Origin of the sequence: Paraburkholderia susongensis (assembly GCF_900177725.1) — a bacterium.
Lineage (GTDB): Bacteria > Pseudomonadota > Gammaproteobacteria > Burkholderiales > Burkholderiaceae > Paraburkholderia > Paraburkholderia susongensis.
Window position 1 is genome coordinate 37,760 of record NZ_FXAT01000004.1, and the last position, 23,760, is coordinate 61,519.

Below are 23,760 nucleotides of genomic sequence, written 5' to 3' on the forward strand. Positions count from 1 at the left end.
TGCGCCAATTTTTTTCGTTCGTACCCTCAACCCGCTTCCGGACTCTGCCGATATCCAAAGGTTGGCGCGTAAAAAGAAGACTCGCATCGATGCAGCCCGACGCACCGAAAGCGAACGCGCTTCCGCCCTCGGAACGATTGACGTTCGGAACCCATGACTTCTTTCTTATCGAAGCGGCTGCTGATCAACATAGCGGTTGTCGTCGTCGCGGTCGGTGCGAACGCGCTCGTCGCTTACACGCAGATCCTCGGACAGAGCGACGTCGACGCGCGCATGTTGCGCTCGACCAACGTGCGCCAGCAACTCGACGCATACCGGGCGACGCTCGACAACGCGCTGGCCGCACTCAGCCGCTCCGAAGCGCGCGGCCAGCCGGCGCCGCTCGACACGGCCGCCGCGACGACCTCGAAGCTCGCCGGCCTGGAGCGCACGCTGCACGACGAACTGGCGAGCGAGCCGCGCATGACCGGCGAGCTGGCCCAGCTCTCCGTGGACAGTCGCGCGCTGCAACGCGACCTCGACGCCGCGCAGCAGAAAAGCGCGAGCGCCGCGCCCGGAGCGCCCGGCGCGTCGGGCGCATCGGGCGAAGCGGCGGCTTCGGTGCGTACGCGTCTTGGGCCCGCGCTCAACCGTGTGCAAGCGGCGCTCGCCGCGCTGCGCGCCGAGGAAGACCGCTCGTTGCAGAAGTCGCTTGCGGCGTCGGCGAGCGACAGCGAGCGCGCGATGTTCGTGCTGATCGTGACGATGTTTGCCGGCAGCACGCTGCTCATCATGACGTTCGGCGCGCGCGAGAACAGTGCGCGCGAAAAACTGCGCAGCGCCCGCGCGCTCGTGCGCAACGAGGAGCGCTTTCGCAGCCTGTTCGACGATCACGCGGTGCCGATGTACATCTTCGATCGCGAGACGCTGCGCTTTCTCGCCGTCAACGCGGCCGCGATCCAGCAATACGGCTACTCGGAAAGCGAGTTTCTCAACATGACGATTCGCGCGATCCGCGCGCAATCCGAGGTCGCGCGCCTCGAGACGCATCTCGCGCGCAGCAACGCGGTCCGGCAACGCCGTACGATGGCGGGCATCTGGCGTCACCGGCGCAAGGACGGCACGATCATCAGCGCCGACGTGTCGTATCACGCGCTGAACTTCATGGGCTGCGACGCGTTTTTCGTGCTCGCCGACGACGTCACCGATCAGATCAACGCCGAAGCCGAAGCGCAGCGCTCGAACCAGATGCTCGAGGCCGTGATCGACAACATTCCGCAGCGTATTTTCTGGAAGGATCTCGACTCGCGCTATCTCGGCTGCAACATGGCGTTCGCGCGCGACGCGGGGCTCGCGTATCCCGAGCAGGTGGTCGGCAAGCGCGACGCCGATCTGCCCTGGGCCGAGTTCGCCGACATGATGACCGGCTTCGATCGCGAAGTAGTGAGCACCGGCTTGCCGAAGATGAACTTCGAGGTCGAGCTCGTGATCGACGGCGAGTGCCGCACGCGGGTCGCGAGCAAGCAGCCGTTTACCGACGGCGACGGCCGCGTGATCGGCGTGCTTGGTTCGTACATGGACGTGACCGAGCGCAAGCGCGCCGATCTCGCGCTGCGGCTGCAAAGCCGCGCGCTCGATGCGAGCGTCAACGCGATCCTGATCACAGCGCCGTCGCCGTCGGGCAACCTGATCGAATACGTGAATCCGGCGTTCATGCGCATCACCGGCTACGATCCCGCCGAGGTGATCGGCCACGACTGCCGCGTGCTGCAACGCGACGACCGCGACCAGGAAGGCGTCGCGCTGATCCGCCAGGCGCTCGCGGCGAATCGCGAGGTGAGCGCGGTGGTGCGCAACTATCGCAAGGACGGCGCGCTGTTCTGGAATCAGTTGTTCATCGCGCCGGTGCCGGATGCGCAAGGCGTGATTACGCATCATATCGGCGTGATCAACGACGTGACCGAGCTGATCCGCTATCAGGAGCAGCTCGAATATCAGGCCAATTACGACAGCCTCACGCGCTTGCCGAACCGCAACCTGCTGCGCGACCGGCTCGAGCATGCGCTCGTTCTCGCACGGCGGCATCACTCCGGCGTGGCGGTCGTGTTCCTCGATCTGGACGGCTTCAAGAACGTCAACGACAGCCTCGGGCATGGCGTCGGCGACCGGCTGCTCGGCGTGGTCGCCGAGCGGCTCACGCGCTGCTCGCGCACGAGCGACACGATCGCGCGGCACGGCGGCGACGAGTTCGTGATCGTGATGACCGACACCGTCGACGAAAAATCGCTGATCGCGTGGATGGAGCGCGTGCGCTCGTCGATCGCGGAGCCGGTCTGGCTCGACGGCAACGAACTGTACGTCGGCTGCAGCATGGGTGCGAGCCTGTTCCCGCAAGACGGCGACGATGCCGAAACGCTGATGAAGAAAGCCGATGTCGCGATGTATCGCGCGAAGGACATGGGCCGCAACACGTTCCAGTTCTATCAGCCGGAGATGAACGCGAGCGCGGGCGCGCGTCTGAACCTCGAACGCCGTCTGCGTCACGCGCTGCGCGACAACGAGTTCCTGCTGCATTATCAGCCGCAGGTCGATATCGGCAGCGGACAGATCGTCGGCATCGAGGCGCTGGTGCGCTGGCAGGACCCGGGTGTCGGGCTCGTGCCGCCGTCGTCGTTCATTCCGCTCGCGGAGGAGAGCGGGTTGATCGGCCCGTTGTCGGAGTGGGTGCTGCGCGAAGCGTGCCGCCAGAACAAGACGTGGCAGGATCAGGGCCTGCCGCCCGCGCGCGTCTCGGTGAATCTGTCGGCGCGCGTGTTCCAGCAGCGCGATATCGCGAAGCTCGTCACGCAGGTGCTCGCCGAGACCGGGCTCGAGCCGAAGTATCTCGAACTCGAATTGACCGAGAGCACGATCATGCGCAACGCCGAAGAGGCGGTGTCGATGCTCAACGAACTGCACGCGCTCGGCATCGGCCTTGCAATCGACGATTTCGGCACCGGCTATTCGAGCCTCAGCTATCTGAGGCGCTTCCCGGTGGACCGGCTGAAGATCGACCGCTCGTTCGTGTCGGACATCGGTGTGTCGGGCGATGACGAAACGATCACGTCGGCGATCATCGCGCTCGCGCATTCACTGAAGCTGCAGGTGATTGCCGAGGGCGTGGAGACGTCGGCGCAACTCGATTTCCTGAGGGAGCGCGAGTGCGACGAGATGCAGGGCTATTACTTTGCGAAGCCGCTGTCGACGGACGCGATTTCCGAGCTGCTGCACGGTGGGCTCGTGAAGGAGCTGGAGACGGCTTGAGGTGAGGGCATGCGAAGCGGGGCGCCGCGCGTCGTGCCGCTTCGCCCCTTTTCGTCACTTTTCGTGCCGCTTCACGTCAGCCGCTCAAACCGCCGGCGTCTCCCTGAACACCGGCAGGCTTTCCGCGAGCGCGGAGAATTTCTCCAGTTGCGGATGAGCGGCCTTGCTCACCATCTCCGGCAGCATCATGTGCGTAAAGTACCAGGCGACGGCGACAGCAACGCCCGCCGCGTCGAACTGTTCCTGCCGTTCGGGCAGCGGCGCCGCGGCGAGTTCGCGTTCGAGCCCGGCGTAAGCGGCGAGCAGTTGCGTGCGCACGCGCTCGACCCACGGTTCGTGCTGCTTCTCGGCCGGGCGCAGATTGCGTTCATAGACGATCTGCACGCTCTTTTCGCTCGCGGCGAGCGCGAGGCCGGTCAGCCGGGCGGCGCGCAGCGCTTCGTCGGGACGCGTCGGGAAGAGCCGCTGGCCGGGGCCGGCGAGCAGCGCGAGATACTGCAGGATCACCGTCGAGTCCATCAGGGCCGAGCCGTTGTCGGCGATCAGCGTCGGCGCCTTGACGACCGGGTTGATTTTCGCGAACTGGTCGTAGGTACTGAACACCGAAACCGACTGGTGTTCGAAGTCGAGCCCGAGCAGCTTCATACAGATAGCGACTCGCCGCACGTAGGGCGAGTCGAGCATTCCGATCAGTTTCATTTCATTCCCGTTAGAAGATCGACCATTGGGCGCCCGGCCTCGTGCGCTGCCGGGCTGGGGCGATTGCCCATCGGCGCGGCGCGTGACGCGTGGAACCGTTAGCTTAAGCATCCTTGCGCGTGAACGAAAGCGCCGCGGCGGAGATTTTCTGCGGGAAGGAAATGGGGACTGCTGGGGGACTGCCGGGAGACTGCCAGCGGACTGCCCGGGCGCGGCAGCCGCAGCGGCGAGGTTTGGGGGCCTCGGGCGCGCGGGGTAGCGGTAACTTCGCTGGCGGCGAATTCGTTGGCGGCAGCGCTCAGTCGAGCACGGGCAGGGCGCGCGGACGGCGGTCGCTGTCGGTGGCGACGTAGGTCAGGATCGCTTCGGTGACTTTCACGACTTCCTGGGCGAGGCTCATGCGCTGCGCGTATACCTCGACCGACACCGTGACCGAGGTATTGCCCGTCTTGACGATATCGGCGTAAAAGCTCAGAAGATCGCCGACGAACACCGGCTGCTTGAACAGGAACGAGTTGACCGCGATGGTCGCAACGCGGCCGTTCGCGCGGCGGCTTGCCGGGATCGAGCCGGCAATGTCGACCTGCGCCATGATCCAGCCGCCGAACACGTCGCCGTGGATGTTCGCGTCCGCCGGCTGCGGCATCACGCGCAGCGCGCAGGGCTTGGACGGAAGTTGAAGAAGATCGGTCATCGGGACATCCTTGAGAAACGTATTCACGCGTATTGACGTATTGGCTGGACCGGCCCGGCCGTAGAGCCCATGAAAAGCGGCGCCGGCGGGCTTCTGCGACAATACGAAGATCAGGAATTGTACGGGAAAGCGCCCAGCGAAGCGCGTGACCCGCGCGCCGCGCCGGCCGCGAGCTCAGGCGGTTTATGCGGCTCACGCGGCCCGCGCGGGCCATGGCGGCGGGTCGAGCCTCCGCGCCGCTGCGAACTCCGGCAATTCCACACACTCCCCCAAGCCGACCCCATGCGCCGCACGCCTTCGTCCGAACCCTCGCCGATTTCCACCCAGCCTCGCAACGACTGGCAGACGATCCTGTCGCTGCTGCCGTATCTCGCCACCTACAAATGGCGCGTCGGCTTCGCGCTCAGCTGCCTGATCGGCGCGAAGGTCGCCAATCTCGGCGTGCCGATCGTGATGAAGCGCATCGTCGACGGCCTCGCGTCGGTCCAGCACCTGACCGCGCTCGGCCGCGCGCAGGACGCGCCCGGCATCGTGTTGCTCGGTGGCGTCGGTTTGCTCGTGGTCGCGTATGCGGTGGTGCGGCTGTCCACGTCGTTTTTCACCGAGTTGCGCGAGATCCTGTTCTCGAAGGTGACCGAAAGCGCGGTGCGCCAGCTCGCGCTCAAGGTGTTCCGCCATCTGCATGCGTTGTCGTTGCGCTTTCATCTCGAACGGCAAACGGGCGGCATGTCGCGTGACATCGAACGCGGCACGCGCGGCATCACGCAACTCATTTCCTATTCGCTCTACAGCATCCTGCCGACGCTCGTCGAAGTCGGCCTCGTGCTCGGCTTTTTCGTCGTCAAATACGAGGCGTATTACGCGATCGTCACGTTCGTCGCGCTCGCCGTGTACATCATCTTCACGGTGAAGGTCACCGAGTGGCGCACGCATTTTCGCCGCACGATGAACGAGCTCGATTCGAAAGCGAATTCGCGCGCGATCGATTCGCTGCTCAACTACGAGACCGTCAAGTACTTCGGCAACGAGGAATGGGAAGCGAGCCGTTACGACGAGAACCTCAAGCGCTATCGCACGGCCGCGATCAAGTCGCAGCGTTCGCTCTCGGCGCTGAACTTCGGGCAGCAGGCGATCATCGGCACGGGGCTCGTGTTCATCCTGTGGCGCGCGACGCAAGGCGTGATGGCGGGGCATCTCACGCTCGGCGATCTCGTGCTCATCAACACGTTCATGCTGCAGCTTTATATTCCGCTCAATTTTCTCGGCGTCGTGTATCGCGAGCTGAAGCAGAGCCTGACCGACATGGACCGCATGTTCTCGCTGCTCGGCGCGCCGCAGGAAGTGCCCGACGCGCCCGATGCGCCCGCATTGCAGGTAAGCGGCGCGCAGGTGCGCTTCGAGCACGTGAGCTTCGCGTACGAACCGGCGCGGCAGATCCTGCACGACGTGAGCTTCACGATCGCGGCCGGCACGACGACCGCGGTGGTGGGACACAGCGGCTCGGGCAAGTCGACGCTCGCGCGGCTGCTGTTCCGCTTCTACGATCTGGAGCGCGCGACGGGTGGTGCGATCGTGATCGACGGACAGGATATTCGCGACGTGACGCAGGATTCGCTGCGCGCGTCGATTGGTATCGTGCCGCAGGACACGGTGCTGTTCAACGACTCGATCTACTACAACATCGCGTACGGCAAGCCTGAGGCGGCGCGCGAGGAAGTAATCGCGGCGGCGCGCGCGGCGCATATCCACGAGTTCATCGAGAGTCTGCCGAAGGGCTACGACACGCCGGTCGGCGAGCGCGGGCTCAAGCTCTCCGGCGGCGAGAAGCAGCGCGTCGCGATTGCGCGGACCATCCTCAAGAATCCGCCGATCCTGCTGTTCGACGAAGCGACGTCCGCGCTCGATTCGCGTTCCGAGCGCGCGATCCAGCACGAACTCGACCAGATCGCCCGCGAACGCACGACGCTCATCATCGCGCACCGGCTTTCGACGGTCGTGCACGCGCAGCAGATCATCGTGATGGACAAGGGGCGTATCGCCGAGCGCGGCACGCACGCGGATCTGTTGCGCGCGAATGGCCTCTTCGCGCAGATGTGGGCGCTGCAGCAGCGTGCGGCGCAGACGCCGCAGGCGGCAGCGGAAACGGAAGGGGCGATCGGCGCGGTGGGGGTGGATGAGGGCGCGAGATGAGGCCTTAGGCCGCCCTCAGTTCACTCTCGACCCACCTTCAGCTCGCCTTCAGCCGCCGGTCCAGCTCCCGCAATTGCTCCGGCGTGCCGACGTTCTCCCACAAACCTTCATACAACTCGCCGCTCGCAAGACCGCGTGCAATCGTCTCGCGGTAATAAGGCGTGAGCGCGCGCCGCGTGCCGCGAGGCAGATCGCGGAACATGCGCGTGTCGTAGAGCCCGATGCTGCCGAACGTCAGACGCGGCGGCGTATCGAGCGAAAGCACGCCGCCGGCGAGACCGAAGTCTCCGTCGGGATGAAACGGCGGGTTCGGCACCATCACGAGATGCATGCCCGGCTCGGGCAACGCACGCAGGCGCTCGGCCTGTGCAGTAAGCGTGTTGTAATCGAAATCGGCATATACGTCCCCGGCGACCGCCACGAACACTTCGCTCGCGCCTTCGTCTTCGAGCAGCGGCAGCGCATATGCGATGCCGCCCGCGGTTTCCAGCGCATCGCGCCCGGGCTCCGCCGAATAGCGCAACTCGACCTGCCAGCGCGAACCGTCGCCGAGCGCGGCTTCGATCCGTTCGCCGAGCCATGCGTGATTGATGACGATCGTCTCGATGCCGGCTCGCGCGAGCCGCTCGATCTGCCAGACGATCAACGGTTTGCCGCCCGCTTCGAGCAAGGGCTTGGGACACGCGTCGGTCAACGGACGCATGCGCTCGCCGCGGCCCGCGGCAAAAATCATTGCTTTCTTCACGGACATCGTCATCGGTCAGAAGGTGTAGCCGATTTCTTCGGCGCGGCCTTCGAGCTCATCGAGCAGCTTCGCGAACGCACGCAGCGGTGCGTAACGTTCCGCAACTTTGCGCGCATAGCCGATGAAGCGCGGCAGATCGTTCATGTAATGCGCCTTGCCGTCGCGGTAATTGATCCGGCAGAAGAGGCCCAGCACCTTGATGTGCCGTTGCAGCCCCATCCATTCGAGCTGGCGGTAGAACTCGCCGAAGTCGGGATCGACCGGCAGGCCGGCTTTTTTCGCGCGCTCCCAGTAGTACGCGAAGCAATCGAGTTCGAACTCCTCGTCCCAGCTGAGGAAGGCGTCGCGCAGCAGCGACACGACGTCGTACGTGATCGGGCCGTACACCGCGTCCTGGAAGTCGAGCACGCCGGGGTTCGGCGCGGCGATCATCAGATTGCGCGGCATGAAATCGCGCAGCATGAAGGTCTGCGGCTGCGCGCGGGCGCTCGCGATCAGCAGCGCGAAGCTGCGATCGAGCAGCGCGCGCATATCGGCGTCGACCTCGCGTCCGAGGTGCCGGCCGATGAACCACTCCGGCATCAGTTCCATCTCGCGGCGCAGGAACGCTTCGTCGAACGGCGGCAGCACGTCTTCGCGCGAGCTCAGTTGCCAGCGGATCAGCGCGTCGAGCGCATCGCGCATCAGCGCGCGGGCGCGCCGCGTGTCGCCGGTGGCCTGCGCGTCGGTCAGCGCGCCGAGGTACGGCGCGCTGCCGAGGTCGGTGACGAGCATGAAGCCCGCGTCGAAGTCGACTTCGAGCACGCGCGGCACGTGCACGCCGGCGGCGTCGAGCAACTCGGCGATCTGCGCGAATTCGCGGCACTTTTCGGGCGGCGGCGCGTCGACGGCGATCAGCGTGGCCGCGCCGTTGCCTTGCGGCGCCTTACCGGCGAGCCGGAAATAGCGGCGAAAGCTCGCGTCGGACGAAGCCGGAACGAGGCTGTCGGGCTCGAGCGCGTGGCGCGCCGCGTGGCTTTGCAGCCAGGCCTTGAGTAGTGGGAGGCGGGTGTCGGTGAGGTCGTGGGGCGAGGGCAGCGTCATGAAAACCGGCGGCAAATTCTGAGGGACAACGTCTTGCCATATAATACCCCACGACTTTTTTGACGCGACTCACACGCTGGCTTTCGCGTGTTCCGTTCCACCGCCCGCCTCATCATTCGGCAACCTGTAAATCCTGACGTGCAGCCGACGTCACGGTCGCGGTGTGCAGGCGGTGGATCGCAACACGGAAGCTTGCGCACGGGCCGATTGCCAAACAATACATGCCGTCCAGACAGCTTTCCCAAACCACTCTCTCCTGTGCAGTCATGCCGCGAAAAAGGCGGCTCGTCGCGGCGTTGGTCGCCGTTCCGGGCCTGATGCCCGCGCTTGCGCATGCCCAACTGGCGGGGGAAGCTGCGCAGCCGCAACCGATCGACGCGCCCTGGGGCATGCAGCTTGCTCCGCAGCTCGACGAGCATCCGTTGCAGACGGGCCAGCGGCCGGCCACGTTCGTGCTCGGCGACAGCGCGAGCGGCACGATCGACCAGGATCTCGCGGCCAAGGGCTCGGCCGAGGTGCGCCACAACACGTCCGTGATCAAGGCCGACGCGCTGCATTACGATCAGGACACGGACATGGCCGACGCATACGGCAATGTCCACGTCATCAACACCGGCAATACCTTCCTCGGTCCCGAGGCGCATCTGCGCGTGGATTCGACCGAAGGCTTCATGACCGCGCCGAAGTATCACTTCAACCTGACCGGCGGTTCGGGCAGCGCGGAGCGCGTCGACCTGCTCGACGCGGAGCGCTCGGTGTTCACGAGGGGCACCTACACGGCGTGCTCGTGCACGGACAATCCGGCCTGGTACATCAAGGGCAGCGAGTTCGATTTCGACACCGGCGCGGACGAAGGCGTCGCCTACAACAGCGTGCTGTTCTTCCAGGGCGTGCCGGTGTTCGCGTCGCCGTGGCTGTCGTTCCCGCTCTCGGGCGACCGGCGCAGCGGCCTGTTGCCGCCCACGTTCTCGCTGAGTTCGTCGAACGGCTTCGAGCTGTCGGTGCCGTATTACTTCAACATCGCGCCGAATCGAGATCTGACGGTCACGCCCCGTCTGATCTCGAAGCGCGGTGTGCAATTGCAAAGCACGTTCCGCTATCTGTCGCCCACGTATTCCGGCTCGATCACCGGCGAATTCCTGCCGGACGACCACCAGACGCATACGAACCGCTACGCGATCTATATCCAGCACAACCAGAACTTCGGCAACGGGTTCGGTGGCTACATCTACTACAACAGGGTTTCGGACAATACGTATCCGGAAGACCTGTCGTCGACGGTCAACCAGTTCATCAACGGCACCCAGCTCCTGTACCAGCAGGAAGCCGGGTTGACCTATAACAACGGGCCATGGTCCGTGCTCGCGCGCGAGCAGCACTGGCAGACGCTCCAGCCGTCGGTCGCGCCGTACGGCCGCGAGCCGCAGTTGAACGTGAAGTATGCGAAGTACAACGTCGGCGGTTTCGACTTCGGCACCGAAGCCGACTACACGAACTTCCGCATCACCACCGCGGACGTGACCGAAGGCCAGCGGGTGCTGTTCAACCCGTACGTGTCGTATTCGGTGGTGGGTCCGGGCTACTTCATCACGCCGAAGGTGCAGATGCACCTGGCGTCGTACAACCTGAACAACATCGGCACCGATCTGCCGGCCGGCTCGCAGAAGAATTTCACCGAATCGATCCCGACGCTGAGCTTCGACACGGGGCTGATTTTCGAGCGCTCGGTGCGCATATTCGGCGCGGACTACATCCAGACGCTGGAGCCGCGTCTGTACTACGTGTACACGCCGTACCGCAACCAGCAGAACGCGCCGCTCTTCGACACCGCCGAATCCGACTTCGGCCTCGCGGAAATCTTCACGCCGAACACGTTCGTCGGCAACGACCGGATCGCGGACGCGAACCGTCTGACCGCCGGTATCACCACGCGCTTCATCAACCCGGCCACGGGCGACGAACGGGCGCGTTTCGTGATCGCGCAGGAATACTATTTCCAGGATCAGCGCGTCACGCTGCTGCCGACCGAAACCAGCACGCAGGCCACGCATTCGGACCTGATCGCGGGCGCGTCGCTCAAGCTGGGCGCCGGTTTCGCTTCGGAAACGGCGTTCCAATATAATGCGGACAACAACCAGCTCATGAAGACGAGCGTCGGCTTCGGGTTCAGTCCGGCGAGCGGCAAGGTGATCAACGTCGCGTACCGCTACACGCGCGCCAACACCACGCTCGACAACCAGCCGATCAATCAGGTGCTGATTTCGGGCCAATGGCCGCTGTCGCACCGGGTGTTCGGGGTTGGACGGTTCAATTACGACCTGGGTGGCCATCGCATCGTCGACGGGCTGATCGGCCTGCAATACGACGCGGACTGCTGGACGCTCGGCGCCGGCATCCAGCGCTATGCGAACGGCCTGAACACCTCGGGACAGAATCAGTCGAGCACGCGGTTTCTGGCGCAGTTGACGTTCAAGGGTCTGTCGAGCGTCGACAACGGACTGATGACCGCGTTCCGTACCAGCGTGGCCGGCTATACGCCGCTGCCGCCGCCGCCGCCGCCGGAGTCGCGGTTCACCAACTACGAATGACGTTCGCCCGGTCATTCATGGCTTGCGAAAAGACGGGCGAAGCGCCCGACATCATTGGAGTATTTGTGGCAATCATGAAACAGCTTCGCTTGGCAACACTCGCGGCGGGTCTCGCCGCCGCGGCGTCTTTCATTCTGGTTGCGCCGGCGCAGGCGCAGGCATTGGGTGGCGATAGCGGCCAGACGGTCGACACCATCGCCGCGGTGGTCAACAACGGGGTCATTACGCGGCGCGAACTCGACGAACGCATCGGTCTCATCACGCACCGGCTGAACCAGCAGAACGCGCCGGTCCCGCCGATGGACCAGCTGCGCCAGCAGGTGCTCACGCAGATGGTGCTCGAGCGCATCCAGTTGCAGAAGGCGAAGGAAGACGGCATCACCGTCGACGACGCGGCCGTGCAGCGCACGCTCGAGCGTCTCGCGCAGGCGAACAACATGTCGCTCGAAATTTACCGCGCGCGCATCGAGGCGCAAGGCGTGCCCTGGAGCACCTTCATGAGTGACGCGCGCACGGAACTCACGCTCTCGCGTCTGCGCGAGAAGGAAGTGGACAGCAAGATCACGGTGACGGACGCTGAAGTCGTGAACTACATCGCCAGCCAGCGCGGCCCGAACGCCGGCCAGACGAACGACCTGCATATCCAGCACATTTTCGTGAAGGCGCCGCTGAACGCGTCGGAGACCGACATCGAAGCGGCGCAGAAGAAAGCCGAGGCGCTGCTCGCCGAAGCGAAGGGCGGCGCGAATTTCGGAAAGCTCGCGAAGGCTAATTCGCAGGCGCCGGATGCGGAGAAGAACAGCGGCGACCTCGGTTTCCTCGCACCGTCGAAGCTGCCGCCTGAATTCGTCAAGGCCGCGTCGGCGCTGCGCCCGGGCGAGGTCAATCCTGATCTGATCCGCACGAACGACGGCTTCGAGATCGTGCGTCTCGTGGAGCGCCGCGCCGGTCAAGGCACCAGCGCGGATGCGCCGAAGCTCGTGCAGACGCACGTGCGCCACATCCTGCTGCGCGTCGGCGACGGCATGTCGGAGCCGCAGGCGCGCGAGAAGCTGCTCGAGATCCGCAACGAGATCGCCGCGGGCGGCGACTTCGCGAAGTTCGCGCGCACCTACTCGCAGGACGGTTCGGCTTCGCAGGGCGGCGACCTCGGCTGGGTCAGCCCGGGCGAGACGGTGCCGGAATTCGAGCGCGCGATGAACTCGCTGCAGGACGGCCAGATCAGCGACCCGGTGCGCAGCGAATACGGCTACCACCTGATCCAGGTGCTGGGCCGCCGCGACGCGGAAGGCTCGGTCGCGCAGCAGATGGATCTCGCGCGCCAGGCGATCGGCCAGCGCAAGGCGGAGCAGGCTTACGCCGACTGGCTGCGTGAACTGCGCGACACCGCTTACGTGGAAGTGAAGCCGATCACGTCGTCGAGCGTGCAGTAACCGGAGTCAGCATCATGACAGGCGCCGCCCAGTCCACAAGCCGCCCGCCGCGGATCGCGATCACGACCGGCGAGCCCGCCGGCGTCGGTCCCGAGCTGACGGCGCAGGCGTTGGCCGGCACGGCGGTGCACTGGCCCGGCGCGCAGTTCACGGTGCTCGGCGACGCGCAACTGCTCGCCGAACGTGCGCGCGCGGTGGGCGTCGACTGGGCCGCGCTGATCGCCGACGGCAAGCGCGTGCGAGTCGAGCATCGCGCGCTCGGCGCGCCGTCGCAGGCGGGCAAGCTCGACGCCGCGAACGGCCGCTACGTGCTCGATCTGCTCGATACCGCGATCGACGGCGCCGTGGCCGGCACCTTCGATGCGATCGTCACGGCGCCGCTGCAGAAGAGCACGATCAACGACGCTGGTGTGCCGTTCACCGGTCACACCGAATATCTCGCCGAGCGCACCCATACGCCGCGCGTCGTCATGATGCTCGCGGGCACCGGCAAGCGGCCGCTGCGTGTCGCGCTCGCCACTACGCACCTGCCGCTCAAGGATGTGTCCGCGGCGTTGTCGGTCGAGAGTCTGGTCGAGACGCTGCGCATCGTCGACCACGATTTGCGCCTGCACTTCGGTCTGCCCGCGCCGCGTATTCTCGTGACGGGGCTGAACCCGCACGCGGGCGAAAACGGCTATCTGGGCCGCGAGGAAATCGACGTCATCACGCCGGCGTTGCAGCGCGCGAATGCTCAGGGCATCGACGCACGCGGCCCCTATCCGGCCGACACGCTGTTCCAGCCGCGCTATCTCGAAGAGGCCGACTGCGTGCTCGCGATGTTCCACGATCAGGGCCTGCCGGTGCTGAAGTACGCGACGTTCGGCGAAGGCATCAACGTCACGCTCGGCTTGCCGATCATTCGCACCTCGGTCGACCATGGCACCGCGCTCGATCTCGCCGGCACCGGCCGCGCCGACGCGGGCAGCCTGATCGCCGCGATCGACACGGCGGTGTCGATGGCGCAGCACCGTCGCGCGGGCTGAGGCCGCTGCCGCGTTAGCGGTGCGCGCGTGGTGTGCGTTGCGTGCGCTTGCCGTGGTTCGAGCGACGCCTGTTCAGCGGCTTCGGCGCGCATACGTGTGCTTCATATGTGCGCTTCATGTGTTCTCCCATGCACGCGGCGCGGCGACTCAACCCGGTTTAGCCCGACCTAACCCCTTTTCCCAAGCAGTTTTCTTTCTGGCGTTTCTCCGATGTCCACCAGCAGACAGCAGCAAGGCCGTCACCAGGGCCATCTCGCACGCAAGCGTTTCGGTCAGAACTTTCTGGTCGACATGGGCGTGATCGATTCGATCGTCGATGTGATCCGGCCGCAGCGCGGCGAGCGCATGGTCGAAATCGGGCCGGGGCTCGGCGCGCTGACCGAACCGCTGATCGAGCGGCTCGCGACGCCCGAGGCGCCGCTCCATGCGGTCGAACTCGACCGCGACCTGATCGCCCGCCTGAAGACGAAATTCGGCGACCTGCTCGAACTGCACGCGGGCGACGCGCTCGCGTTCGACTTCGGCTCGCTCGCGGCACCTGGCGAGAAGGCGTCGCTGCGCATCGTCGGCAATCTGCCGTACAACATTTCGAGCCCGCTGCTGTTTCATCTGACGACGTTCGCGGAACGGGTGATCGATCAGCACTTCATGCTGCAGAACGAAGTCGTCGAGCGGATGGTCGCGGAGCCGGGCACCAAGGCATTCGGCCGCCTCTCGGTGATGCTGCAATACCGCTACGTGATCGACAAGCAACTCGACGTGCCGCCCGAGGCGTTCCAGCCGCCGCCGAAAGTCGACTCCGCGATCGTGCGGATGATCCCGTACGAGCGGCACGAACTGCCGGTCGTCGACGAACGCGTACTCGGCGAGGTGGTGACGGCCGCGTTCTCGCAACGCCGCAAGATGCTGCGCAACACGCTCTCCGCACTGCGCGATACCGTCGACTTCGACGCGCTCGGCTTCGATCTGCAACGCCGCGCCGAAGACGTGCCGGTGGCCGAATACGTGCGCGTCGCGCAGGCGGTGGCAGGCTCCAGGGCTGCGCCGCAATAAGCGGCAGGCGCCATTCACCGCCGCACCGCTTATCGCGGTGGTGCCGTCACGAGCGTTCGCCGTTAGCCCTTGTTGCGCTTTGCCGGCACGTTCACGAGTGCGATGCCGGCGAGCACGAGCAGCGCGGCGCTCAGAAAGCGCGCGCTGAACGAATCACCGAGCAGCAGCACGCCGAAGGTCACGCCGAACAGCGGCGTGAGAAACGAAAACACCGAGAGGCGCGAGGCGATATAGCGCGTGAGCAGCCAGAACCACAACAGATAGCTCACGAACGCGACGATCACCGCCTGATACGCGAGGCTCGCGAGCGCGAGCGGCGTCACGGCGTCCACGCGCATCTGGCCGAGCCCGAGCGCCAGCGCGAGCAATACCACCGCCGACACCGCCAACTGATAGAACAGCGTCTTGCTCGCGCTCGTGTGCGCTAACCGTGAGCCGCGCACCACGACCGTGGTCGCGGCCCACGCGATGCCGGCAAGTACGCCGAGCGCGTCGCCGGCGGCGCCCGCGAGCGTCGAGCCGTGGCCTGTATTTGCGCCTGTACCTGCGCCGGTGTGCAGGAAGCCGTCCGCGAACGCGAGCGCCATTCCGGCGAACGCGACGGCAATGCCGAGCCACTGAATGCGGCGCATCCGTTCGCCATCGACGAACCAGTGCAGGCCGAGCGCCGTGAAGCATGGCGCCGTGTACAGAAAGACCGCCATGCGCGACGCGCTCGTGAGCGTCAGGCCGAGAAAGATGCAGACGAACTCGGCCGCGAACAGCACGCCCGCGAGCAAGCCAGCGCCGAGCGTGCCATCGTCGCGAAAGAGCGGCGTGCCGCGCGAGCGCGCCCACATCCACACCAGCACCGCGGCAATCGCCGAGCGCAGCCCCGCCTGAAAGACCGGCGGCAGCGCCGCGTTGGTGCTCTTGATCGCGACCTGCTGGAGTCCCCAGATTGCGCAGAGGCCGATCATCAGCAGGATCGCGAAGCTATCCGGAGCGCGGCGCGCGGGCAGGGCGGTGGTAGTGCTCATGGGCGGTGTGGTGGTGAGAGGGAGAAGCGGCGAATGAGTTGGCCGGGCGGATGGCAGAGGCCATACGATAGCAAACCTGCATTAGCGCCGATCGAAGCCCCTATCTTCGACACGAGCTTCCCGGGAATCGCGGCAGGTTCGCCGCGCGCTGCAGCGTCGCCTGATTCCGGGTACATTTACGGTCTCGTTACCAAGCAACAGGGAGTGCGTAATGCGCCTGCTTCACACCATGATCCGGGTCGGCGACCTCGATCGTTCGATCGCTTTCTATACCGAACTGCTCGGCATGAAACTGCTGCGCCGTGAAGACTATCCCGATGGCAAATTCACGCTGGCGTTCGTCGGCTATACGGACGAGCGCGAAGGCACGGTCATCGAGCTGACGCACAACTGGGATACGCCGTCGTACGATCTCGGCAACGGCTTTGGTCACCTCGCGGTCGCAGTCGAAGACGCCTATGCCGCATGCGAAAAGATCAAGGCGCAAGGCGGCACCGTCGTGCGCGAAGCTGGTCCGATGAAGCACGGCACGACCGTGATCGCGTTCGTCACGGACCCGGACGGCTACAAGATCGAATTCATCCAGAAGAAGTGATGTGAACGGCCGGTTGAATCCGCAGGCGCGGCCGGACGCAAGTTCCGGCCCGCGTTTTTCATACCGGCCCGAGAGTCCTGAAGCTGCCTCAAAGCGTAGGCAGCAATTCCGGCGGATGCGACTTCAGCGTCTGCCGCGCCTCGCGGAATTCCGGAAAAATCGATTCGACCGTTTGCCAGAAGCGCGGACTGTGATTCATCTCGCGCAGGTGCGCGAGTTCGTGCGCGACGACGTAATCGATGATGGACAGCGGAAAATGAATGAGCCGCCAGTTCAGGCGGATCTTGCCGTCGCTCGAACAACTGCCCCAGCGCGTCGCCGCTGAAGACAGGGCATACGCGCGATAGTTGACGCCGAGCTTCTGCGCGTAAATCGCCAGACGCTCGCCGAACAGGCGCTTTGCTTCGCCTTGCAGCCAGCCCTGCACACGATCCTTGATCTGTTGCGGGTCGGCTTGCAACGGCAGCGGCAGCCGTAGCGCGGCGTTCTCGGCGCTGAACGCGAGCGTGCCTTGCGGCGCACCGAGCGTCACGCGCACTGGCTGGCCGAGGTAGGGCACCTCGGCGCCGTCTTTCCAGTCGATTTTCGGCAGCGCGCGCTGTTCGACGCGCGTTTGCCATTCGATCAGCTTCGTGAAAATCCAGCGCTGCTTCTCGGTGATCGCCGTTTCGATATCGGCAAGTGTGACCCAGCGCGGCGCGGTGATCGTGAGCCCGGTGCTGTCGATCGCAAAGCCGATCGAGCGGCGCGCCGAACGTTTGAGCACGTAGTGCAGCGTACGCGAACCGAGGGCGAGGCTGCGCAGCTTGCTGCCGTCCGGCGCGAGCGGCACGGTGGGCGGTGTGGCTGGCACGAGGCCCGCTGGCCCCGGCGAACCGGGCGCCACAGGTGAAGGGGACGACGACGTCGACCCCGGCTCGGCGAAGAGCGGGAGATCGAGCTGCCGGTTTTCGAGCGCCGCGGCGGGCTGCGGCGTAGGAGACTTCTGCATCGGCTTCGCTTCGCGCAATACGCCGCGAGGGCGTGGCGCGTCAGATGGGAGCGGCGGCGGAATCGCTTGCCGCCGCGCTGTATGCCGTGGGATCGATGCGGCGCATTTCGGCTTCGATCCACTGTTCGACGCGCGTGTTCACTTCTTCGGGGGTGAGTCCCGTCGTGTCGATCGGCTTGCCGATCGACACTGTGACTATACCCGGATATTTCGTAAACGAGTTGCGCGGCCAGACGCGTCCGGCGTTGTGCGCGATCGGCACGACCGGCGCGCCGGTTGCGATCGCGAAGCGCGCACCGCCGGTCTTGTACTTGCCCTGCTTGCCGGTCGGCGTGCGCGTGCCCTCCGGAAACATGATGACCCACGCGCCTTCGGCCATGCGCGCCTTGCCCTGGTTCGTGACCGACACGAACGCGTATTTGCCTTCCTTGCGGTTGATGTGAATCATTTTCAGCATGCCGAGCGCCCAGCCGAAGAACGGCACGTATAGCAGCTCGCGCTTGAACACGTAGCACAGCGGCCGCGGCATGATCGCCGGAAACGCGAGCGTTTCCCATGCCGACTGATGCTTGGACAGCAGCACCGCCGGACCGTCGGGCAGGTTCTCGTAGCCTTCGATGCGGTAGCGGATGCCGTTCAGGTAGCGCACCGTCCACAGCGTGATGCGGCACCAGCCGGCCGCCATCCAGTAGCGCTTTTCCGCGCGCAGGAACGGAAACGCGATGAAGCACGCGGTTGCGTACGGTACCGTGACCAGGACGAAATAGATCAGCAGCAGCAGGGAGCGGAGAGAGCGCATCGGCGTGGTCGGTGAGGGTTGGAAACGCGCGGCGTGCGCGTCACTCCTGGGCGTCGGCGAGAAAGTCGAGCGCGAACGCGCGCAGGTCGTCGTGCACGATCGTGCCTTCCGGCAGGCCACCGGCGGCGAGCGTTTTGCGGCCCTTGCCGGTCAGCACCAGATGCGTGGGATGACCGAGCGCCGCGCCTGCCTGCAGATCGCGCAGCGAATCGCCGACGGTCGGCGTATGCGCCGGATCGATCTCGAAACGCTCGGCGATCATCTTCAGCATGCCGGGCTTCGGCTTGCGGCATTCGCAGTGGTCTTCCGCCGTGTGCGGGCAGAAGAACACCGCGTCGATGCGCCCGCCGACGGCCGCCGCCAGCCGGTGCATCTTCAGATGCATGGCGTTCAACGCATTCATGTCGAACAGACCCCGGCCGATGCCCGACTGGTTCGTCGCGACCGCGACGCGATAGCCCGCCTGGTTCAGACGCGCGATCGCCTCGAATGCGCCGGGCAGCGCGATCCATTCGTCGGGCGACTTGATGAACGCGTCGGAGTCGACGTTGATGACGCCGTCGCGGTCGAGGATCACCACTTTCTTGTTCGGCATGGCGCTGGGCTCAGGCGGCGAGTCGGGAAATGTCGGCGACGCAGTTCATCTGCTGATGCAGCGCGCCGAGCAAGGCCAGACGATTGGCGCGCAACGCCGGGTCTTCGGCGTTGACCATCACGTCGTTGAAGAACGTGTCGACCGGCTCGCGCAGTGCGGCGAGCGCGCTGAGCGCACCGGTGTACTCGCGCGCGGCCAGTTGCGACTGCACGCGCGGTGCGACCTGTTCGAGCTGCGCATGCAGCGCTTTTTCCGCCGCTTCGGTGAACAGTGCGGGCTGCACGCCGCCCGTTGCCGCGCCGTCCGACTTCTTCAGGATGTTCGAGATGCGCTTATTGGCCGCCGCGAGTGACTCCGCTTCGGCGAGCAACGCGAATTCGCGCACCGCGTCGAGGCGCGCGACGATGTCGTCGAGCCGCGTCGGGTTCAGCGCGAGCACCGCGTCGATTTCTCCGGCCGCGTAGCCGCGTTCGCGCAGCAGGCCGCGCAGGCGGTCCATGCTGAATTCGTAGATCGCGTCAGTCGAATCGGCGACGTTCGGCACGCCCGCGAATTGCGCGTAGGCGGCGCGCAGCAGTTCGACGAAGTCGACCGGCAACTGCTTCTCGACCAGAATGCGCAGCACGCCGAGCGCATGACGGCGCAGCGCGAACGGATCTTTCTCGCCGGTCGGTTGCAGGCCGATGCCCCAGATGCCGACCAGTGTTTCGAGCTTGTCCGCGAGCGCGACGACGGTGCCGGTCGCGGTGGCGGGCAACGCGTCGCCCGAGAAGCGCGGCTGGTAGTGCTCCGAACACGCGAGCGCGACCTCTTCCGGCTCGCCGTCGTGGCGCGCGTAGTACGTGCCCATCGTGCCTTGCAGCTCGGGGAATTCGCCGACCATGTCGGTGATGAGGTCGGCCTTCGCGAGACGCGCCGCGCGTCTGGCGAGCGCGACGTCCGCGCCGGTCAACCCGGCGATCGCGCCGGCGAGTCCTTCGAGACGCTCGACGCGTTGCAGCGCCGAGCCGAGCTTGTTGTGATAGACGACGTTCGCGAGCAGCGGCACACGATCCGCGAGCGGCTTCTTCTTGTCCTGCTCGAAGAAGAACTTCGCGTCGGCGAGACGCGGGCGCACCACGCGCTCGTTACCTTCGACGATCTCGACAGGCGTCTGCGTCTCGATGTTCGACACGATCAGGAAGCGCGAGCGCAGTTTGCCGTTCGCATCGGTCAGCGCGAAGTACTTCTGGTTCGTCTGCATCGTGAGGATCAGGCATTCCTGCGGCACCTGCAGGAATTCGTCCTCGAAGCGGCATTCATAGACCACGGGCCATTCGACGAGCGACGTCACTTCGTCGAGCAGCGACTCGGGCATCACGACCTTGTCTTCGCCTGCCTGTTCGAGCAGTTGCACGCGGATGGTTTCCTTGCGCTCGGCGAAACTCGCGACCACACGGCCTTTGTGCTTGAGCGTTTCGGCATACGACTGCGCATGCTGGATCTGCACGAAGCCTTCGGAGAGGAAGCGATGGCCGAGCGTGGTGTCGTCGGCGTCGATGCCGAGCGCGCTGACCGGCACGATTTCTTCGCCGTGCAGCGCGGTCAGTCGATGCGCCGGACGCACGAATTGCACGCTCGAACCGTCCGGGCGCTGATACGTCATCGGCTTCGGAATCGGCAGCTTCGCGAGCGTTTCGTCGAGCGCGCCCTGCAGGCCGTCGGCGAGCGTCGCACCCGGCGCCGCATAGCGCAGGAAGAAGGCTTCGGCCTTGCCGTCCTGGGCGCGTTCGAGGTCGTTCACCGAGAAGTCGGGGAAGCCGAGCGCGGCGAGCTTCTTCGCGAGCGGCGCGGTGGGCTGGCCGTCCTTGTCGAGCGCGACCGAGACCGGCAGCACTTTTTCGCGCACGTGCTTTTCCGGCGCGACCGCGCGCACATTGTGGAGGGTGAGAGCGAGGCGGCGCGGCGTCGCATAGCGTTCGAACGACAGGTCGCCTTCGATCAGATCGCGCGCCGCGAGGCGCTGCGCAATGCCTTCGGCGAAGGCGTCGCCCAGACGCGCGAGCGCCTTGGGCGGCAGCTCTTCGGTCAGCAGCTCGACGAGCAGGGTAGCGTGTTGAGATTGAGTCATTGGTTGAGGTTCTCGTCAGTCCTGGTCGATCTTGCGCTCGACTTTCAGCGGCGGCGCCCACGCGGGCATCGCGGCTTCCTGCTCGTCGGTGGTGAGGCCGGGCACGCCGTGCACCGGATTGCCGAGCATCGGGAAGCCGAGCTTTTCGCGCGAGTCGTAGTAAGCCTGCGCGACCAGACGCGACAGCGCGCGAATCCGGCCGATGTATGCCGCGCGTTCCGTGACCGAAATCGCGCCGCGCGCGTCGAGCAGGTTGAACGTGTGGCCGGCCTTCAGCACGAGTTCATAAGCAGGCAGCGCGATCTGCGCTTCGATCATGCGCTTCGCTTCCGCTTCGTAGCTGTTGAAGAACGTGAACAGCAGATCGACGTTCGCGTGCTCGAAGTTATACGTGGACTGTTCGACTTCGTTCTGGTGATACACGTCGCCATAGGTGAGGCGGCGGATTTCCGGGCCATTCGGGCCTTGCTCTTCCCACTCGGTCCACACGAGGTCGTAGACATTCTCGACCTTTTGCAGATACATCGCGAGGCGCTCGAGGCCGTAGGTGATTTCGCCGAGCACCGGCTTGCAGTCGAGGCCGCCGACCTGCTGGAAGTACGTGAACTGGGTCACTTCCATGCCGTTCAGCCACACTTCCCAGCCGAGACCCCAGGCGCCGAGCGTCGGGTTTTCCCAGTCGTCCTCGACGAAGCGCACGTCGTTCTGCCTGAGGTCGAAGCCGAGCGCTTCGAGCGAGCCCAGATACAGGTCGAGAATGTTTTCCGGCGCGGGCTTGAGCACCACCTGGTACTGGTAGTAATGCTGCAGACGGTTCGGGTTCTCGCCGTAGCGGCCGTCCTTCGGGCGGCGCGACGGTTGCACGTAGGCGGCGCGCCACGGCTCGGGGCCGATTGCGCGCAGGAACGTGTGGACGTGGGACGTGCCCGCGCCGACTTCCATGTCGATTGGCTGGAGCAACGCGCAGCCCTGCTTGTCCCAGTAGGACTGCAAGGTCAGGATGATTTGCTGAAACGTGAGCATGAAGTGCCTTTCGGGCATGGGGCCGTGCCGCGTGCGCCGGCGCGCGCGAGGGGGCCGTGGAGCGAAGTGCTAAACCCGAGATTTTAACGGAAAGGAAAGGGTGCGGCCCGTTTTGCGGGGCCGCACGGGCGCGCGGGCGGTTTTGGGCGAGCCAGGGCCCGTTCGCAACTCTGTAATTAGCGTGAACAGGCCCTAACTTGCCGCCAGCTCCGCTTTCGGCGAGAACGAATCGCTTTGCGCGATCGGCCAGTACTTCTCGAACAGCGTATAGCGGTAGTTGCCGTTGAGCAGATCGTTCGGTTCGAGATACTTGAGCAGGTCCGACATGAGCCGCACTTCATGCGACGACACGCGCCGCACGATGTGATGCGCGCGCAACTCCGCCGGATGTTTGAGCCCCGCGGCCTGGATGATCTCCTGCAACGCGTGCAGCGTGTTGTGGTGGAAGCTGAACACGCGGTCGGCCTTGTCCGGCACGACGAGCGCGCGCTGGCGCACCGGGTCCTGGGTCGCGACGCCGGTCGGGCAGCGGCCCGTGTGGCAGGTCTGCGCCTGGATGCAGCCGACCGCGAACATGAAGCCGCGCGCCGCGTTGACCCAGTCCGCGCCGATCGCGAGCGTCTTCGCGATGTCGAACGCGGTAATCATCTTGCCGCTCGCGCCGATGCGGATGCGCTGCCGCAGGCCGATGCCGACCAGCGTGTTGTGCACGAGCAGCAGCCCTTCCTGCAACGGCACGCCGACGTGATCGGTGAATTCAAGCGGCGCCGCGCCCGTGCCGCCCTCTGCGCCGTCGACGACGATGAAATCCGGCAGGATGCCCGTTTCCAGCATCGCCTTCGCGATGCCGAAGAATTCCCACGGGTGCCCGATGCACAGCTTGAAGCCGGTCGGCTTGCCGCCCGAGAGCGTGCGCAGCCGCTCGACGAATTCGAGCAGTTCGCGCGGCGTCGAGAACTCGGAATGCGTCGCGGGCGAGATGCAGTCGCGGCCCATCGGCACGCCGCGCGTTTCCGCGATTTCGGGCGTGATCTTGGCGGCCGGCAGCACGCCGCCGTGACCGGGCTTCGCGCCTTGCGAGAGCTTCACCTCGATCATCTTCACCTGGGGCTCGGCGGCCTGCTTCGCGAACTTCTCCGCGTTGAAGCTGCCGTCGTCGTTACGGCATCCGAAATAACCCGAGGCGATTTCCCAGATGATGTCGCCGCCATGCTCGCGGTGATACTTCGACATCGAGCCTTCGCCGGTGTCGTGCGCGAAGTTGCCTTTCTTCGCGCCGAGATTGAGCGCCATGATCGCGTTCGCCGACAGCGAGCCGAAGCTCATCGCCGAGACGTTGAAGATCGACATCGAATAGGGCTGCGCGCGATCCGGCCCGACGACGATGCGGAAGTCGTGACCGTCGAGCGTGGTCGGCGCGAGCGAGTGGCTGATCCATTCGTGCGCGATGGCCTTCACGTCGATCCTCGTGCCGTACGGGCGGCTGTCGACGTCGTTCTTCGCACGCTGATAGACGATGCTGCGTTGCGCGCGCGAGAACGGTTTTTCGTCGGTATCGTCCTCGACGAAATACTGGCGGATCTCCGGGCGGATGAATTCGAAGATGAAGCGCAGGTGGCCCCACAGCGGGTAATTGCGCAGGATCGCGTGGTGCTGCTGGGTCAGATCGAACACGCCGAGCGCGACGAGCGCCGCCGGCACGACGAGCCAGAACCACGACAGGTGATGTGTCGCGGCAAGCGCGGCGCACACGACGAGGAGCGCGATTGCGCACCACATGGCCAGATAGCGTCGAGAAAACATGGGGGCTCCAGTGCAGTGAAGATCGTTGCGGCG

General features: G+C 65.4%; 18 protein-coding genes. 7 read left to right on the top strand and 11 right to left on the bottom strand.

Annotated elements, in window-relative coordinates; translation table 11 throughout:
• The first annotated feature begins 153 nt into the window (after window positions 1-153).
• Window positions 154-3,282 carry a sensor domain-containing protein gene (locus B9Z01_RS13130; RefSeq protein ID WP_085483616.1) on the top strand — a complete coding sequence of 1,043 codons (3,129 nt, stop codon included), beginning with the start codon at window positions 154-156 and terminating at the stop codon, window positions 3,280-3,282.
• Window positions 3,283-3,366: 84 nt separating this feature from the next.
• On the opposite strand, the gene B9Z01_RS13135 is transcribed toward B9Z01_RS13130, so the two are convergent.
• Together B9Z01_RS13135 and B9Z01_RS13140 are read right to left on the bottom strand one after the other, a co-directional pair.
• Entirely contained in the window at window positions 3,367-3,981 is a 615-nt protein-coding gene (locus tag B9Z01_RS13135) for a glutathione S-transferase family protein (RefSeq protein WP_085483618.1), read from the bottom strand.
• 298 nt (window positions 3,982-4,279) lie between these two features.
• Complete coding sequence (locus B9Z01_RS13140) at window positions 4,280-4,675, bottom strand: acyl-CoA thioesterase (RefSeq protein WP_085483620.1); 396 nt, start codon at window positions 4,673-4,675, stop codon at window positions 4,280-4,282.
• A gap of 282 nt (window positions 4,676-4,957) precedes the next feature.
• Between B9Z01_RS13140 and B9Z01_RS13145 the strand changes: the two genes are divergently transcribed.
• Entirely contained in the window at window positions 4,958-6,865 is a 1,908-nt protein-coding gene (locus B9Z01_RS13145; RefSeq protein ID WP_085483622.1) for an ABCB family ABC transporter ATP-binding protein/permease, read from the top strand.
• Between the two features lie 37 nt (window positions 6,866-6,902).
• Here B9Z01_RS13145 and murU read toward each other — a convergent pair whose 3' ends face one another.
• Both murU and B9Z01_RS13155 read right to left on the bottom strand, forming a co-directional pair.
• The gene (gene murU, locus B9Z01_RS13150; protein ID WP_085483624.1) at window positions 6,903-7,622 is read right to left on the bottom strand and encodes an N-acetylmuramate alpha-1-phosphate uridylyltransferase MurU; all 720 of its coding nucleotides are present in this window, start codon (window positions 7,620-7,622) and stop codon (window positions 6,903-6,905) included.
• A gap of 3 nt (window positions 7,623-7,625) precedes the next feature.
• The gene (locus tag B9Z01_RS13155; RefSeq protein WP_085483626.1) at window positions 7,626-8,693 is read right to left on the bottom strand and encodes an aminoglycoside phosphotransferase family protein; all 1,068 of its coding nucleotides are present in this window, start codon (window positions 8,691-8,693) and stop codon (window positions 7,626-7,628) included.
• 221 nt (window positions 8,694-8,914) lie between these two features.
• Here B9Z01_RS13155 and B9Z01_RS13160 point away from each other — a divergent pair, with 221 nt between their 5' ends.
• The 4 genes from B9Z01_RS13160 (at window position 8,915) to rsmA (ending at window position 14,792) form a co-directional block, all read left to right on the top strand.
• Complete coding sequence (locus B9Z01_RS13160) at window positions 8,915-11,281, top strand: LPS-assembly protein LptD (RefSeq protein WP_085483628.1); 2,367 nt, start codon at window positions 8,915-8,917, stop codon at window positions 11,279-11,281.
• A gap of 65 nt (window positions 11,282-11,346) precedes the next feature.
• Complete coding sequence (locus B9Z01_RS13165) at window positions 11,347-12,714, top strand: peptidylprolyl isomerase (RefSeq protein ID WP_208625985.1); 1,368 nt, start codon at window positions 11,347-11,349, stop codon at window positions 12,712-12,714.
• 14 nt (window positions 12,715-12,728) lie between these two features.
• Window positions 12,729-13,739, top strand: coding sequence for a 4-hydroxythreonine-4-phosphate dehydrogenase PdxA (pdxA, locus tag B9Z01_RS13170; protein ID WP_085483632.1), 1,011 nt, complete (start codon window positions 12,729-12,731; stop codon window positions 13,737-13,739).
• A 210-nt stretch (window positions 13,740-13,949) separates the two neighbouring features.
• Window positions 13,950-14,792: a 16S rRNA (adenine(1518)-N(6)/adenine(1519)-N(6))-dimethyltransferase RsmA gene (rsmA, locus tag B9Z01_RS13175; protein WP_085483634.1), complete on the top strand. Its 843-nt coding sequence runs from the start codon at window positions 13,950-13,952 to the stop codon at window positions 14,790-14,792.
• 62 nt (window positions 14,793-14,854) lie between these two features.
• On the opposite strand, the gene B9Z01_RS13180 is transcribed toward rsmA, so the two are convergent.
• Window positions 14,855-15,811 carry a DMT family transporter gene (locus B9Z01_RS13180; protein WP_085483636.1) on the bottom strand — a complete coding sequence of 319 codons (957 nt, stop codon included), beginning with the start codon at window positions 15,809-15,811 and terminating at the stop codon, window positions 14,855-14,857.
• Window positions 15,812-16,022: 211 nt separating this feature from the next.
• Between B9Z01_RS13180 and gloA the strand changes: the two genes are divergently transcribed.
• Window positions 16,023-16,406 (top strand): lactoylglutathione lyase, encoded by a 384-nt coding sequence (gene gloA / locus B9Z01_RS13185; RefSeq protein WP_085483638.1) that lies wholly within the window; start codon window positions 16,023-16,025, stop codon window positions 16,404-16,406.
• 88 nt (window positions 16,407-16,494) lie between these two features.
• On the opposite strand, the gene B9Z01_RS13190 is transcribed toward gloA, so the two are convergent.
• The 6 genes from B9Z01_RS13190 to B9Z01_RS13215 all read right to left on the bottom strand — a co-directional run bounded on the left by B9Z01_RS13190 (window position 16,495) and on the right by B9Z01_RS13215 (window position 23,727).
• Window positions 16,495-17,397, bottom strand: a complete 903-nt coding sequence (locus tag B9Z01_RS13190; protein WP_085484741.1) for a M48 family metallopeptidase — start codon at window positions 17,395-17,397, stop codon at window positions 16,495-16,497.
• A 40-nt stretch (window positions 17,398-17,437) separates the two neighbouring features.
• Window positions 17,438-18,196, bottom strand: coding sequence for a lysophospholipid acyltransferase family protein (locus tag B9Z01_RS13195; RefSeq protein ID WP_085483640.1), 759 nt, complete (start codon window positions 18,194-18,196; stop codon window positions 17,438-17,440).
• A gap of 40 nt (window positions 18,197-18,236) precedes the next feature.
• A complete protein-coding gene (gene gmhB / locus B9Z01_RS13200) occupies window positions 18,237-18,791 on the bottom strand; it encodes a D-glycero-beta-D-manno-heptose 1,7-bisphosphate 7-phosphatase (RefSeq protein WP_085483642.1) in 555 nt (184 codons plus the stop codon).
• A gap of 10 nt (window positions 18,792-18,801) precedes the next feature.
• Entirely contained in the window at window positions 18,802-20,901 is a 2,100-nt protein-coding gene (gene glyS / locus B9Z01_RS13205) for a glycine--tRNA ligase subunit beta (protein ID WP_085483644.1), read from the bottom strand.
• A gap of 15 nt (window positions 20,902-20,916) precedes the next feature.
• The gene (gene glyQ, locus B9Z01_RS13210) at window positions 20,917-21,924 is read right to left on the bottom strand and encodes a glycine--tRNA ligase subunit alpha (RefSeq protein ID WP_085483646.1); all 1,008 of its coding nucleotides are present in this window, start codon (window positions 21,922-21,924) and stop codon (window positions 20,917-20,919) included.
• Window positions 21,925-22,116: 192 nt separating this feature from the next.
• On the bottom strand, window positions 22,117-23,727 hold the full coding sequence (locus B9Z01_RS13215) for an FMN-binding glutamate synthase family protein (protein WP_085483648.1): 1,611 nt from the start codon (window positions 23,725-23,727) through the stop codon (window positions 22,117-22,119).
• Between the last annotated feature and the right edge of the window lie 33 nt (window positions 23,728-23,760).